At 69.8% G+C, this 14368-nt stretch carries 7 protein-coding genes; 1 reads left to right on the top strand and 6 read right to left on the bottom strand.

Annotated features, from left to right (window positions below; genetic code table 11):
- Window positions 1-113: 113 nt before the first annotated feature.
- Both A5789_RS01800 and A5789_RS01805 read right to left on the bottom strand, forming a co-directional pair.
- Window positions 114-1274 (bottom strand): acyl-CoA dehydrogenase family protein, encoded by a 1161-nt coding sequence (locus A5789_RS01800; RefSeq protein WP_063011807.1) that lies wholly within the window; start codon window positions 1272-1274, stop codon window positions 114-116.
- A 136-nt stretch (window positions 1275-1410) separates the two neighbouring features.
- Window positions 1411-2061: a TetR/AcrR family transcriptional regulator gene (locus tag A5789_RS01805; RefSeq protein WP_030516325.1), complete on the bottom strand. Its 651-nt coding sequence runs from the start codon at window positions 2059-2061 to the stop codon at window positions 1411-1413.
- Window positions 2062-2235: 174 nt separating this feature from the next.
- Here A5789_RS01805 and A5789_RS01810 point away from each other — a divergent pair, with 174 nt between their 5' ends.
- Complete coding sequence (locus A5789_RS01810; RefSeq protein WP_227462643.1) at window positions 2236-5124, top strand: crotonase/enoyl-CoA hydratase family protein; 2889 nt, start codon at window positions 2236-2238, stop codon at window positions 5122-5124.
- Between the two features lie 85 nt (window positions 5125-5209).
- Here the strand turns inward: A5789_RS01810 and A5789_RS01815 are convergent, their stop codons facing one another.
- From A5789_RS01815 to A5789_RS01835, 4 genes are all read right to left on the bottom strand, one after another.
- Complete coding sequence (locus A5789_RS01815; RefSeq protein WP_064905470.1) at window positions 5210-6649, bottom strand: FAD-binding oxidoreductase; 1440 nt, start codon at window positions 6647-6649, stop codon at window positions 5210-5212.
- A 62-nt stretch (window positions 6650-6711) separates the two neighbouring features.
- On the bottom strand, window positions 6712-9597 hold the full coding sequence (locus A5789_RS01820) for a BTAD domain-containing putative transcriptional regulator (protein WP_227462644.1): 2886 nt from the start codon (window positions 9595-9597) through the stop codon (window positions 6712-6714).
- 476 nt (window positions 9598-10073) lie between these two features.
- A complete protein-coding gene (locus tag A5789_RS01830) occupies window positions 10074-10832 on the bottom strand; it encodes a Mut7-C RNAse domain-containing protein (protein WP_063011813.1) in 759 nt (252 codons plus the stop codon).
- Between the two features lie 79 nt (window positions 10833-10911).
- Window positions 10912-14184: an arabinosyltransferase domain-containing protein gene (locus tag A5789_RS01835; protein ID WP_064905424.1), complete on the bottom strand. Its 3273-nt coding sequence runs from the start codon at window positions 14182-14184 to the stop codon at window positions 10912-10914.
- Between the last annotated feature and the right edge of the window lie 184 nt (window positions 14185-14368).

Raw genomic sequence — 14368 nt, forward strand, 5'->3', positions numbered from 1 at the left:
CGAACCTGGCGCGCTACAAGGTTCCCCGCGATGTGGTCGTCCTGGACGAACTGCCGCGCAATGCCACCGGCAAGGTCCTGCGCCGAGTGCTGGAGGAGATGGACTGACGTTTCTCAGCTGTCGTAGCCGAAGAGCTTCGCCGCCAGATCCGTCATCACTTCGCTGGCGCCCCCGCCGATGCCGAGGATGCGCGCGTCACGGTAATGGCGCTCCACCTCCGATTCCCGCATGTACCCCATGCCGCCGTGCAACTGGACGGCCTCGTCGACGACGTGTTTGACGGCCGCGACGGCGGAATTCTTCGCCAGGCAGGCTTCGCCGACGACGAATTCGCCGGCCGTGGCGCGCACGGCGACCTGGCGGGTGAAGGTGCGGGCCAGCTCGATCCGGCGGCGCATCTCGACCAGCTTGTGCCGCACCACCTGCCGGGCGATCAGCGGCTTGCCGAAGCTCTCCCGACGCCGGACGTGGTCGAGGGTCAGATCGAGGCAGCGCTGCGCGATCGCGTACGCGTGCACCGCGATATTGACCCGCTCGGTGACGAAAGCCGCACCGAGCAGCGCGAATCCACCGTTCTCGGCGCCGACCAGATTGGCGGCGGGTACCCGGCAATCGGTGAAGGTCAGCTCGGCGGTGTCCGAGCACAACCAGCCCATCTTCTCCAGCTTCCGCGACACGCTGAAACCTGGAGTGCCGGTGTCGATCACGAGCAAGCTGATGCCGCTCGCGCCCGGTCCGCCGGTGCGCACCGCGGTGGTGACGAAATCCGCGCGTGTGCCGGAGGTGATGAACAGCTTCGCGCCGTTGACGACGTAGTGGTCGCCGTCGCGGACCGCGGTGGTGCGCACGGATCCGACGTCGGAGCCCGCCTCCGGCTCGGTCACCCCGAGCGAACCGATCAGGTCCCCGGAGAGGGTCGGGCGCACGTACCGGTCGATCAGGGTGGCGTCGCCGGCGGCGACGATGTGCGGCAGCGCGATCCCGTGGGTGAACAGCGCGGAGTGGCAGCCCGACGAGCCGCCGGCCTCGATGAACGCCTCGGTGGCGACGGTCATGTCGACGAGATCCCCGCCGTCACCGCCGTACGCCTCGGGCGTGCCGATGCCGTACAACCCGGATTTCGCCGCGGCCCGGTGCAATTCGCGGGGCAGAGCCCCCTCGCGTTCCCACCGGTCGAGATGCGGCGCGACCTCGCGGCGAACGAAATCGCCCACCGCCTCGCGTAGCGCGAGACGTTCCGGCGTGCGGTAGGGGTCGGTGTAGGTGACAGTCATGATCACTCCTGAGATGTGCGGGATCGGATGCGCGCGTGAGGCTTTCGGGCGCTGGGCAGCGACCGGCGCCACCGCGGACAGGCGGTGGGACGGTGTATTCGGATGTCGTCGCGGGACGTCCCCGGACGGGTGTGGATCAGTCGATGGTTCCGGTGAGGATCGGCGCGACGGCGGCGCGGGCGACGCGTTCGGCCGCCGCGGGATCGGTCAGATCGATGGCATGGCTCGGTGTGGCCAGGTAGCCGATGATCAGGTGCACCAGGGCGTCGGCCTGGGCGTCGGGGTCACGGACCGGGATCTTGCCGTCCGCTTGGGCTTTGCCGATATTCGCGCGAATGGCGTTGAAGGCCAAGGTGATCGGTGAAGGATCGCCCTGGCCGAGAGCCTGGATGAGTTCGGCTCGGCGCAGTGGGTCGGCATCGCGGAACAGGATGTGGTCGCCCAGTCCGAGCCCGGTGAGGAAGCCGAGCACCACCTGTTCGGTGGGATCGGTGACTTCGGTGAAGCGGTCGGCGAGGTCGGCGAGGATGCGGCCGATATCGCGAGCCAGCGCCCGTTCGAACAGCTGGTCCTTGCCGGTGTAGCGGCGGAACAGCGTCGTGCGGCCGACCCCGGCCTCGGCCGCGATGTCGTCCATGGTCGCCTCGCGGGTGCCGCGGCGCGCCAGGACTCGCAACGCGGCGTCGAGGACCCGCGCGTCCGTCGCGTCGTCGCTGGGCGCCGACTGCGGAAGCAGGGTCATCGCGCGGCTGAGCAGGCTGGACAGCGGCGCACCGGGTCTGGTCACGAGGTCATCTTGACACGTGGAACCACTATCCGTCTAATAGTTCCACGGAACTATTTCGCAAATAATAGTTCCGCCGATGGAAAGGGCTAGGTAGTGGCTGACGTGGGTCGACTTCCCCAGGTGATGCGCCAGGCGCGCGCTCGAGTACGTGCGGTACGCGCACTAGCCGACGCCGTGACGAGCGATCCGGCGATTCTGCGCGACATCGTCGGGGGAGTGCTGGGCAGGCCCGCCACGCCTCCCACCGGCCCGGCCGTCTCCGAGGCGTACACCCCACCGGACGGGCTCGCGGACTTCGGCAAACGGGCCCACGCGAGCAAGCATCTCGACCGTCCGGTGGCCGAGGTCGCGGCCTATCTGACCGATCCGGGCCGGTTCGCCGAATGGCTGACCATGCACGCGGCCTTCCGCGGCGAGGCGCCGAGCGGTGTGTACCCCGGATCGGAGTTCGCTCAGCAGGTGAAGTTCATGGGCATCCCGGCCGAAGTCGCCTGGACCGTGGTCGCGGTGGACGAGACCGCGCTGGTACTGCGCGGCGCCGGGCCGATGGGGTTGACCCTCGGCTTCTGGCTGACCGTGCGTGCCGAGGGGAACGGGGCGACCGCCTACTTCGACGCCGGGCTGTCGGGACAACCCGTCGACGGCCCGCTGGGTGCCTCGCTGGTGCGAAGCCTGTCGGAGGCCCTGCGGGAATCACTGGACCGTGTGCCGGACCGTATCGCCGCGGCGGGGCCCTTCACCGGCGCGAAATCGGTGCGCAAACCCGTGCTGCACAAGGCGTCCGGTCGCACGATCGCACCGAATACGCCGGTTCTGGTCGGTGCCGGACAGCTGGTGCAGCATCAGCCGAACACCGCCGAGGACCCGGCGGCGCTGGCGGTGCGAGCACTGCGGCTGGCCGCGCGGGATGCCGGGGTGGGGCAGTCGCTGCTCTCGGCCGCCGACGCGGTGTTCGCGGTCGCCAGCGCCTCCTGGAAGTATCGAGATCTCGGCGCCCTGGTGGTGCGTTCGGTCGGCGCTGACGGAGCCGATACCGTGCAGTCCTCGACCTACGGTGGCGACGGTGGCCAGCTGCTGGTCAATGAAGCGGCACAGGCGATCGCCGACGGCACCTACGAGATCGTGCTGGTGACCGGCGCGGAAGCGGGCGCCACCATGGCCGCCGCGCAGCGCGCGGGCACCGAGGTGACGTGGCCGGAACAGGGCCCCGAGGTGGAGCCGACCCGTATCGCCGGGATCGACAAGGAGGCCAACAACGCCGCCGAAATCGCCGTCGGGCTGGGTGCGCCCATCTACATGTACGCGCTCATGGAGTCGGCCAACCGGCATCGGCTCGGCCGCGATCCGAAGCAGCATCTCGAGGCGATCGGCGAGCTGTGGTCGCGGTTGTCGGCGGTGGGCGCGGACAATCCGAATGCCTGGCTGCCGCAACGGTTCAGCGCGCCGGAATTGACCACACCGACCGCGGACAACCGGACGGTATCGGCCCCGTACACCAAACTGCTGTGCGCCAATTTGCAGGTGGATATGGCCGCCGGACTGGTGCTGTGCAGCGCCGCCGCTGCCGAGGCGGCCGGAATCCCGCAGGACAAATGGGTGTTCGTCCACGCCGGCGCCAGCGCGCACGACGAATGGTTCGTCTCCGAACGCGCGGAACTGGCTGCCTCCCCGGCGATCCGGGCCGTCGGCGCGGCTGCGCTCGAGCATGCCGGCCTGACCATCGACCGGATCGGTCCCGTGGACCTGTACTCCTGCTTCCCGGTCGCGGTGCAGATCGCGGCGCGTGAACTCGGGCTCGCCACAGACGATCCCGAACGCTCGCTCTCGGTGACCGGCGGACTGACCTTCGGCGGCGGGCCGGGCAACAATTACGGCACCCACGCGATCGCCACCATGGTCGCGCAGTTGCGCGCCGACCCTGATACCTTCGGGTTGAGCACCTCACTCGGCTGGTACGTCACCAAGCATGCGCTGGGCATCTATTCCGCCACACCGCCGCAGCGGCCCTACGCCCATCTGCGGCCGGTCGTCGACAATCCGCCCGCCCGTCCGGTCCGGACCGAGTACGAGGGACCGGCGGTGGTCGAGGCCTACACACTGCCCTACGGACGTGACGGCGAGCCGGAGGCGGCGATCATCAGCCTGATCGCCCCCGACGGCACGCGAGTGCTGGTGCGCAGCAACAGATCCGATCTCGTCGCCGAACTGCGCGACGGTGATGCGCTGGGCCGGTCCGCCACGATCGGTGACGGCGATATCACCTTCGAGGGCACGCAACGCCACGAGTTGCCCGCGCCCCCACCGCCGCCCGTGCTGGTGGAGCGCCGCGGCCCCGTCATGATCATCACGATGAACCGCCCCGAGGTCCGCAACGCGGTCGATCACGCCATGGCCCTCGGGCTCGAAAAGGCCTGTGACGCGTTCGAAGCCGATCCGAACGTCCGCGTCGCCGTCCTCACCGGCGCGGGCGGCTACTTCAGTTCCGGTATGGATCTGAAAGCGATGGCGCGGGGAGAAGCCCCGCTGACCGAGAATCGCGGTGCTCTGGGTCTGGCCGGTAAGCCGCCGCGCAAACCGTTGATCGCCGCCGTCGAAGGCCCGGCCCTCGCGGGCGGCTGTGAACTGGCTTTGGCCGCGGATCTGATTGTCGCCGCGAGCGATTCGCAATTCGGCATACCGGAGCCCAAACGCGGCCTGATCGCCGCCGCCGGCGGCGTCATGCGTCTGCGGGAGCGCCTGCCGCGCAATATCGCGATGCAGCTGGCGCTCACCGGCGACCCCATGCAGGCGACCCGGCTGGCCGAACTCGGCCTGATCAATATCCTCGCCGAACCGGGCCGAGCACTCACAGCGGCTCTGGAACTGGCCGAGCGCATCGCCGCCAACGCACCGCTCAGCCTGGAGGGCAGCAAACGCATCGTCGACGAGACATCCGACTGGACCACGGCCGACGCCTTCGACAAGCAATACGACATCGCGTCCACCGCATTGTTTTCCGAAGACGCTGCCGAAGGTGTGCGCGCCTTCACCGAGAAGCGCGCCCCGGTCTGGAACGGCCGCTGATAGGAAACCCGGATCGACCTGCCGCACCCCTCGGGGTCTTTCGACCAGTGGCAGGTCTTTCCGGATGCCGCGTCCCCGCCGGCCGTCAGTGGGCGGCGGGCATGGTCCAGCGGGCGGCCGGGTCGAACATGCCGGCCGGGTCGTAGCGGCGGCGCGCCTCGACCAGGCGCTCGCGCTGACCGGCGGTCCAGGCCGCCATGGTTTCGGCGGCGCTGCGGCCGTGCGGATCGCGGGTGAAGTTCGGTGTGGCCGCGCCGAGACTCCACGCGGAGAAGGCATCGATCACGGTGTCCAGTGCCGCGGGGACCGCCGCCGCGATCGGCGGTGCCAGCACGCCGACCGCGAGGACATTGAAAGCGGCCTGCCTGCCCGCAACCATGGTGGGCGACAGCGACTCTCGCGCGAGCGCGCCACCGAGAGCCCGGATCTCGGTCATGGTGATCGGCAGTCCGCGTGCGGGACCGGCGGCCTCCAGCAGCGCGTCGATGGCCGCGTCGGGCAGTTCGCGCAGCAGGGTGGACCGATCGGCAGCGGGCATGGGGTCGACCGGGTCGTTGTGGATGGACGCGAGTGCCGCATACGGCATCTCGGCGATCGTGTCCAGCATCGGTGATGCCACCGACCGCAGCGGCTGCAGCAGCGCGGCACCCTCGGCAGCGTCGCCGACATGGGCGTAGCGCAGGTGCAGCACCGTCGCACCGCGCAGCGGCTCCGGAATCTCGGGCAGCGGAGGAAGATTCAGGACAGCCACCGAGCTGGTCACGGCCTCCGGCACGGTCGCCACCCAATTCCGCCAGGCTCGCAGCACCGTCGCCGCATCGTCCATCCGATAGGTGAGACCGCCGGCGTACAGGCTGCGAATCGGGAACAGCCGGAAGGTCATCTGCGTGACGATTCCGAAGGCCGCGCCGCCACCGAGCAGCGCCCGGAACAGATCGGGCTCGGCCTCGGGCGTGACCCGGCGCAGCGTCGCATCGGCGGTCACCACCTCCATGGCGGTCACATGATCGGCGGCGAACCCGTAGGTGCGCGCGATCGGGCCCAGACCGCCGCCGAGGGTATAGCCGACCACACCCACACTGGTCGATGACCCCGCCAGCGCGGCCAGTCCGAACGGGGCGGCCGCATCCAATACCTCCTGCCAGCGCACGCCCGCGCCGACCGTCGCGGTGCGCCCGTCCGGATCGATCGCTATCGCGTCCAGGAGCGCGGTGTCGATCAGGATGCTGTGCGGCGGCGTGGGGCTCGCCCCGTGCCCGGTGGCCTGCACCGCGACCGTGTAGCCGGCGGCGTTCGCGACGCTCACGGCGGCCGCGACATCGGCGGCGCCGGCGGCCACGACGACGGCCGCCGCCCGGTGCTCGGTCGCGACGTTGAACCCGGTTGCCGACAGGCGATATCCGTCCTCGCCGGGGGTGTGGACCCGACCGGCGACCGCCGCGCGCAGGCGCTCGGCGAGGGCGACACCGGTCAGTGGTTGCCGCCCGGTTCCGGTCGGCGCGGGCGGATCGAAGACGCTGGACATGTGACTCCTGAAGTCGCTGATGGTGAACGTCTTCAGCACACCGCGCACCGCTTAGCGCGAACTTAGCTCCCGCTCAGCGTCCTCGTCGGCTCGGCGCCCACCGCGCTCACCAGCGCGTTCACCTCGGCGCGTGTCATGGCCGCGCCGGCCGCCAGACCCGCGTCGAAATCCCGCTCGGACAGCGACGCCCGCACCGCGGCGGCCTCGCGCGGCGCATCCATCGGATCCATCGCCTCCGGAAGGAATCCGATCCGACCGCCGAGTGCGCGCACGGCGCCCAGCAGGCGGGCACCGTCGTCGGCACGGCCGCTGCGCGCGGCGATCGCGGCGGCCAGATGGACCATCACCAGCCACGAGGTGACGTCGCCGTCCGATTCCAGCGCCGTCTGCATGGTGCGCAACGCCGTGCGAGCATCGGTCGGATCGCCGGTGTCCATCGCGCATCGAGCCAGCGTCCACGACGCGGAGGCGACCGGCCAGCGGTGGCCGCATCGCTCCGCGACCGATACCGCCTCCCGCAGCGCGTCCCGTGCCGCGTCGAGGCGGTTCACGAATCGCAGGATCATGCCCTCGATCATGAGCGCCTCGGCCAGCTGCCACGGGTGGCCGGCCGCACTCACCTCGGCGACGGCGGCACGGGCGGCGGCCGCCGTCGCGGGCGTCGCCGTGACCACGGCGTGCATGTAGGTGGTCCACGTCCGCATCCACGCGGCGGTGGCCTGGTCGCCCGCATCCGTCGCCACCCGGGCGGCTCGCTCGGTCGATTCCGCGCCCCGGACCGGATCGCCCGACAGGTAGTACAGTCCGCCGAGACCTGCCAGAGCGGCCGCCAGTGTCGCCCCGTCGGCCTCGTGCCCGCAACGCTCACACGCGGAGAGCGCGCCCGTGATCGCCTCGATGCCCTCCTCGATGAAGCCGCGCCGGTACCAGAACCAGTAGAGCGTTGCCGCCAGCCGCAAGACGTGGCCCGGGTCGCCGTCCGCAAATGCCGAGGCGATCGCGCTGCGGTGCTCGGCGACATCGGCGGCGAGGGCCTCCAGCATCTGTGCCGACCGCGCGTCGCGCAGGTGGGTGGCCGCCAGCTGCGATCGCTCCAGGACGCAGCGTCGATGCGCCGCCCGCACCCGAACCAGCTCGTCGGCTTCGCAACGGGCGAGAGCGAATTCGCGGATGGACTGCAACATTCGGTACCGGCGCGGCGAGGACGCCGGCTGCACTCGCAGCAGCGATCGACGGGCCAGACCCGTCAGCGTTTCGAGAACCGCCAGCGGCGAGGGCGCGCCGTGCACGGCGGCTGCGGCGTCGATGTCGAAACTGCCGGCGAAGACGGCGATCTCACGCAGCAGCCGGGCTTCTGCCGGGCCGAGCATGCGATAGCTCCAGTCGATGGTGTCGGCCAGCCGGCGCTGGCGGGCCGGCGCGGTGCGCGCGCCGCCCGCCAGCAGGGTGAACCGGTCGGCCAGTCCGTCGGCGATCTGTTGTTCGGACAAGACCCGCAGTTGCGCGGCGGCCAGTTCCACCGCGAGCGGAATGCCGTCGAGATCGGCGCAGATCTGCCGCACCGGTTCGCGCACCCGCTCGTCGAGTGTCCAGCCGTCGACCACACCCGCCGCCCGCGTGGCGAACAGTTCGACGGCGTCGGCCTCGTCCAGCGGCAGGACCTCGACGACGCGTTCGCCGTCGACGGCCAGCGCCTCCCGGCTGGTGGCCAGGATTCGGATGCGCGGGCATCGGCTCAACAGGACACTCACGACGGCGGCGACCCCGTCGAGCAGATGTTCGCAATTGTCCAGCAACAGCGTGCATTCCCGGTCGGCGAGGACGTTCGCGAGCCGATCCGGCGTTGCCGCACCGCGAACCTGGACAGCCGCGGCCACGGTGGCGGCGACCAGTTCGTCGGATTCGACCGGTGCCAGGTCGACCCACCACGGCCCGTCGCCCGCGGGCAGTCGCCGGCAGGTTTCGAGGGCCAGCCGGGTCTTGCCCACGTCGCCGGTGCCGACGAGCGTCACCAGCCGGTGGGTGCGCACGGCTCGTCCGATGTCGTCGAGTTCGCCGCTGCGGCCGATCAATTGGGTGCGCGGTACCGGCATCTGTGGAGCCGACGCGACCGAGCCTTGGGCGGCCGTCGTGCGTCTCGCGGAGCCGGAGAGCAGATCCTCGTCGTGACGCAGGATCGCAGTCTCCAGTTCCCGCAGCCGCACACCGGGCTCGATGCCGAGCTCGCTGTCGAGCAGGCGGCGGATGTCCCGCAGGGCGGCAAGGGCCTCGGACTGCCGCCCGGCCCGGTAACGGGCCAGCGCCAGCAACTCCCATACCCGCTCGTCGAGGGGGTGCGCCGACACCAGGTCCTCGGCGTCGGCCAGCGCGGCATCGGCGCGACCGGTGTCGAGTCGCAACTGCACGAGTGCCTTGCGGGCGCGCAGTTCCAGCGTGGTCAGTCTGACGATCTCGGGGCGCACGAATTCCGCATCGGCCACGTCCGCGTAGGGCGCACCCCGCCAATCCGCCAGCGCCGCCTCGTACGACCTGAGACCGGCATCGATATCACCTGTGGCACAAGCGGATTCGGCGTCGGTGACGTGCTGTGCGAATCGATGCGCGTCGATCCGGTCCGCGGGCAGATCCAGCAGGTAGCGGGTGCCGCAGCGGGCGATCACGCTCCCGCCGCCGCGGCGGCGGTCGGGCTCGAGCCGGTTACGCAGCGTCGAGATGCCGAAATGCAGCGAGTTCACCGAGGGGTCCCTGGCGTCGTGCCACACCTGCTCGAGCAGTCGGTCGGCGGACACCTCGTGCGGGAACGCGGCGATCAACGCCGCCAGCAGTGTCCGCTGCCGCAAGCCCCCGAGATCGACCGGCCGGCCGCCGACGGTGGCCGCCAACCCGCCCAGTACCCGCAGCCGCAACCGCGCACCGCTCGAATCATCCGTATCCGGGGGATCACCCACGAGTCACCTCACTACAGCTCTCGCCCGGCAATCTAACCCGGCCCCGCCCGATGACGGCCCGGCAGGGAGCATTCCTCGGCATGTCGAGTACCGACGGTCACTTGTGATCGATGCGGCGCCGGGCGGAGAATAGGCGGGTGATAGTCCCGACTCCTGCGAAAGAACTGTGATGTCTCGAAGGATTGGTCTTGCCGTCGCGACGGCTGTCACTACGTTGACCCTGGGGGTCGCCGCCCCCGCGATCGCTTCGGCCGCCGCCCCGGCGGCCGGTACGCCGGGGACCAGCGACACAGCCCAGGCGACGCAGATTCAGTGGCTCTCCGTTTGCCTCAACCTTCCGGTCGGATCGGCGAGCGTCAGCTTCTGCATCTAGCGTGAGAGTGTGCCCGGCACCGGCGGCACCGGTGCTGTAGAAGCCTGCTTCCGTCCCGGTGGAGGAATTGCGTCGTGTCTACGCCGGGGCGGTGTGGTTGCCCCTATCGATCCGGTCCGACCGCGGCTCGAATTCTGGTGACGAGGTCGTCGAGCCGCCGCTGGTGCGAACCCTCCCAATAGATCCGGCGGCATTCCCGGCATTGTCTGAAGGTGTCGTAATACTTGCGGGTGAGTGGCTCGAGCCGGTCGGCGACATCCTGTTCGGCCACGTCGGTCAGCAGGCCCCCGCAGGGCAGGCAGCGGCTGAACGGCCTCAGCCGATCGGTCAGATCGAGCCGGCGGATTACCTCGACGAGCTGATCGACGGGCCGGTTCGAACGCACGAATACTCCGTGGGTCACGTTGCGTCGCTTCAGGAGCCCGCGGTCGCGGGTGAGGATGATCCGGTGTTGTTCCGCGGCGGCCGTTGCCAGGGCGGCATCGTCGGTGTCCGACGGGCTCCGGGCGTCGAGGCCCATCAACCGCATGAGCCGGGCGAGCCCACCGAGATTGACGTCCACGATGAAGCGGGGATCGCGCAGCGGGCGGGGACGGACCCGTGTCGCCGGCCCGATGTCGAGGGTCTCGAAGACCGGGTAGGCGGCGAGTCGATCGCCCGGCCGCGGATGATGACCGAAGTCGACGGATTCGCCGTTCACCAGCATGAGGTCGACCTCGGTATGCGGGATGCCCGCGGCCTCGACGATATCTTTCACGGTCTGATGCGGACGGATCGGCCGCGGCTGCGCCGCGTACCGTGCGGCCGGGGGCACGAAGTCGTTCAGCTCGGCGTACACCCGCAGTTCGACACTCGCGGTCATGGAGACCATTGTCGTCCGGCTGCGGGCGCGCTGTGCGATACGCGCGAAGTCCGATCGCGGGCGGGCTCCGCGGAATCGGTCACCAGGTGTAGATATGCCCGGGTGACCACATACCGCCGTGGGTCTCCTGGGCGACCGCCGGGGTCGCCGGGACGGCCGAGGGGTCGATCTTGCTGAGGCGTTGCAGTTCGCCCCAATCCTGGTCCCAGTCGTAGGCGAGGTAGGTGGCCAGGGTTTGCGAGCGCAGCAGTTGCTGACTCCAGCCCAAGGGTCCGCCGCCGGCGTGGCTTTCCCACATCGTGGTGTCGGCGGCGCCCAGGCGGTTGGGCAGGATGCGCCAGTTCGGTACCTGGGCGATGCCGTCCTTGTGGTCGAAGGGGCGCTGGCAGGGGAACTGCAGGCCCACGGCCCAGTCCAGCAGAACCGGCTGCTTCGAGCCGACCAGATCGTTCAGGGTGTGCGTCTTCGGGATGCGCGGGGGAGTCAGCGCCACCCAGCGCTGCGGATCGAGGTTGTGATCCTTGGCCACGATGCGGATCACGTTGGCCGCGGCGGGAATTCGATCCAGGGGAACCCGCAGGTTCCGCCACGACGGCGCCGGGCCGATGTCGATCGGGGTCACCCGTCCGAGTGCGTGTGCGCTCGTCGCGGAGTCGGTGCTGCCGTATTCGATCTCCACCGGTTCACCGCCGACGTATCCGTTGTTCGGACCCACCGCCTGGATGCGCCCCGCCGCCGCGATCGAGACGATATCGCTGCGATCGTGCTGCGCGGGCAGGCGGTACCAGCCGGTGACGAGATCGGCGGGCTCCTCCTCGCCGTAGGTGCCGAGTTCCGGTGTGGTCGCCGCGTCGAGACCGTAAGGCAGTGGAGCACCGCCGGTCTGGGTGGCCGACTCGCCGGTGCCGGGTTTGTCGCCGAACGATTTGGCGATACTGCTGGTCTCCTCCTTCTCGTCGGGTGACATCACGTCACCGACGCCGTTCGGCACGAATCCGCGAGCGCCGTTGGAGAAGGTGGAGAACTGGTCGCCGACGAGCGGCTGCATCAGCGAGGCGTTGGGGTCGGTTTCGACCAGGACCTTGTTCGCCAGCCCGCACGGATTGCCCACTACCGCATGGATATTCGAGGAAGCCAGCGAGAATCCCGGATATTGCGTCACCGCGCCCGCGGTGAACGAGAACACCTCGAACACCACCAGGATCGCCGCGGCCGCCATCAACGGCGGGAACTTCGCCAGGCGCCAGGCGCGCGGGGAAACCCGATGCGGTGTGCCGGGTTTCGGCGCCCGCACATGCCACCAGATCGCCAGCAGCAGGCACAGCGCGGCGATGATCAGGAATATCCGGCTGAACCCGACGCCGAGCACCGCAGGTGGCTCGTTCCACCACGGGACACCGAAACTCGAGACCCACCACCACTGGTTGACACTGGTGAAGATCTGCGCCATCGCCAGCGCCACCACCGCCGCGAACAGGGCGCGATTGCGCGGCGAGCGCATCACGCGGGGCCCCACCGCGACCGCGGTCAGTACCGCGACCGCTCCGGCCAGGCCGGCGTAGACACCGTTGTGGTGGGTGAATTTCGTCGGGCAGGTCGCCATCAGCACCATGGCCCCGAATGTCACGCCGAGCAGCCGCCGCGCCGGCCCCGGGGCGGTGAACGGAATGCGCCCGCCCTTGCGCAGCAGGACGAAGACGCAGACCAGCAGGCTCAGCCACATCGCGACCATGCCGAAGCGACGGGCGATGGAGCCGTCGGCCGACGGCATGAACAGCCACTGATAGTTCAGGTAGTCGTTGTACCAGGGGTCCGAGGGGCCGACGATGTTGTGCACGCGCTGCATCTCGAACATCGCCGAGAGCGGTTCGACGGCGAAGGCGAAGGCCAGCACCAGCATTCCGGCCGCGGCCAGCGGTGCCAGCAGCGCCCCGTACGCCCGGATCCACGCGCCGGTCGGCACCGTGTTTCCGTCCTGCGCACCGGCGAGTTCGCGTGCTCTCGGGACACCGAATCCCACGGCCGAACGCAGGCCCGCGAGCAGCGGCGCCAGGCAGATGATGCCCGAGGGCGCGGCGGTGAAACTGAACGCGGCGACCAGGATCGCGAGGGCATACGGCAGTAGCCGGTGCGTCGCGATGGCGCGCTCCACCAGGCACCAGGTGAGCAGCACGCAGACGGCGACCACCGGCTCGGGCCGCAGCCCGTTGTTGTAGGGCAGCCACACGGCCAGGAAGGCCAGCGCGCCCGTCCACACCGCCACCTTGTCGTGGCGCACCGCCACACCGAGCCGCGGGATCACCTCACGGCTCAGCGCCAGCCAGGTGACCACGGCGGCCAGCAGCGTCGGCAGTCGCATCCACGGGCTCGCGACGCTGATCTCCGACATGTGCGCGATGATGTCGTACGGCGGCGTGCCGACCGGATTCTCCGGGACGCCGAAGAACCGGAAGTAGTTGGCCATGTAACCGGACGCCAGCGAGGTGCGTGCCATCCCGAACTGGTAGCCGTCGTCGGAGGTGGTGGCCCCGATGAAATGCCACAGCAGCAGCGTGGCGAAGACGACGACGTCCACGCCGGTGAACCTCCACCACCGCTGTGGTAACAGCCGCCGCACACGCCGGCCGTCGGTGCGGTCCAGCCGGTACAGCGCGAGCAGCGCTACCAGTGTGAAGACGACAGCCAGTACTTCGGCCGCGCGCTTGAGAAAGGTCGGCGTCACCGAGAACCGGCTGTCGACCTGCACGACGACCTTGGCGCCGTCCGCCGTGGGGAGATCGCTGAAGATGCCGACCACCTGTGGCCGCCAGTCACCCGGCGGCAAGGTGGCGCCTTCGATATCGGTTCCGGTGACACCGACCTTGGTCGACGACATATCGGCGTGCACGGTCAAGGTGCCGTCGGCGACCGCATCGATCGGCACGTTCAGCAGCGATTGATTGCGCAACACGACCTCGAGTTGCGCGGGCTTTCCGTCCTGCACCGGTCGCACCCGCGCGACGAACCCGTATTTCTCCAGTTGCGGCGCACCGGCGGGCAGCGTCGATGCCAGCACGCCGCCGTGTGCGCTCAGTTGCGCTATCGACCGGCCGGGGATCGTGGCATCGAAGGTCAGCGGTGCGTAGGTGACCAATGGGGCGTCGACACTGCGGGCCGAATCGGCCTGCGGCCACGACAGGGTGGTGTGGTCCACCTTCACCGGCAGCAACGGCACCGCGAGGGCGCACAGCGCGCCCAGCAGCCCGGCGAGGAAGGCGATCGGTCCGGCCCAGTCGCCGCGCTGTCTACCCGAGGTCCTGGGTGTCGCGCCTGCAGTAGGCGCACCGTCCGCCCTCACCATCGTGTCGACCACGGTCGCCGATGCTAGCGTGACGCTTCTGTTATCCGCGATTTCGTCTCTTGTTCTCAGTCTGCACTCAGGAATCGGCGGGCGAGGCGAGGTCGCGTCCCGAGGTCGCCGACGACCCCGGCCGGTGAGTTGCCGGTGGGTAGGTCACCGTTCGCGAATCGGACATTCGATCCCCGTTCGTGGCAAC

It is taken from the genome of Nocardia sp. 852002-51101_SCH5132738, from assembly GCF_001665695.1.
Classification (GTDB): Bacteria; Actinomycetota; Actinomycetes; order Mycobacteriales; family Mycobacteriaceae; genus Nocardia; species Nocardia nova.

Coding starts and splice junctions, on each gene's coding strand:
- A5789_RS01815 (WP_064905470.1), bottom strand. CDS start 6,649: ATGTCCAGCGTCTTCGATCCGCCCGCGCCGACCGGAACCGGGCGGCAA.
- A5789_RS01800 (WP_063011807.1), bottom strand. CDS start 1,274: ATGACTGTCACCTACACCGACCCCTACCGCACGCCGGAACGTCTCGCG.
- A5789_RS01830 (WP_063011813.1), bottom strand. CDS start 10,832: ATGACCGCGAGTGTCGAACTGCGGGTGTACGCCGAGCTGAACGACTTC.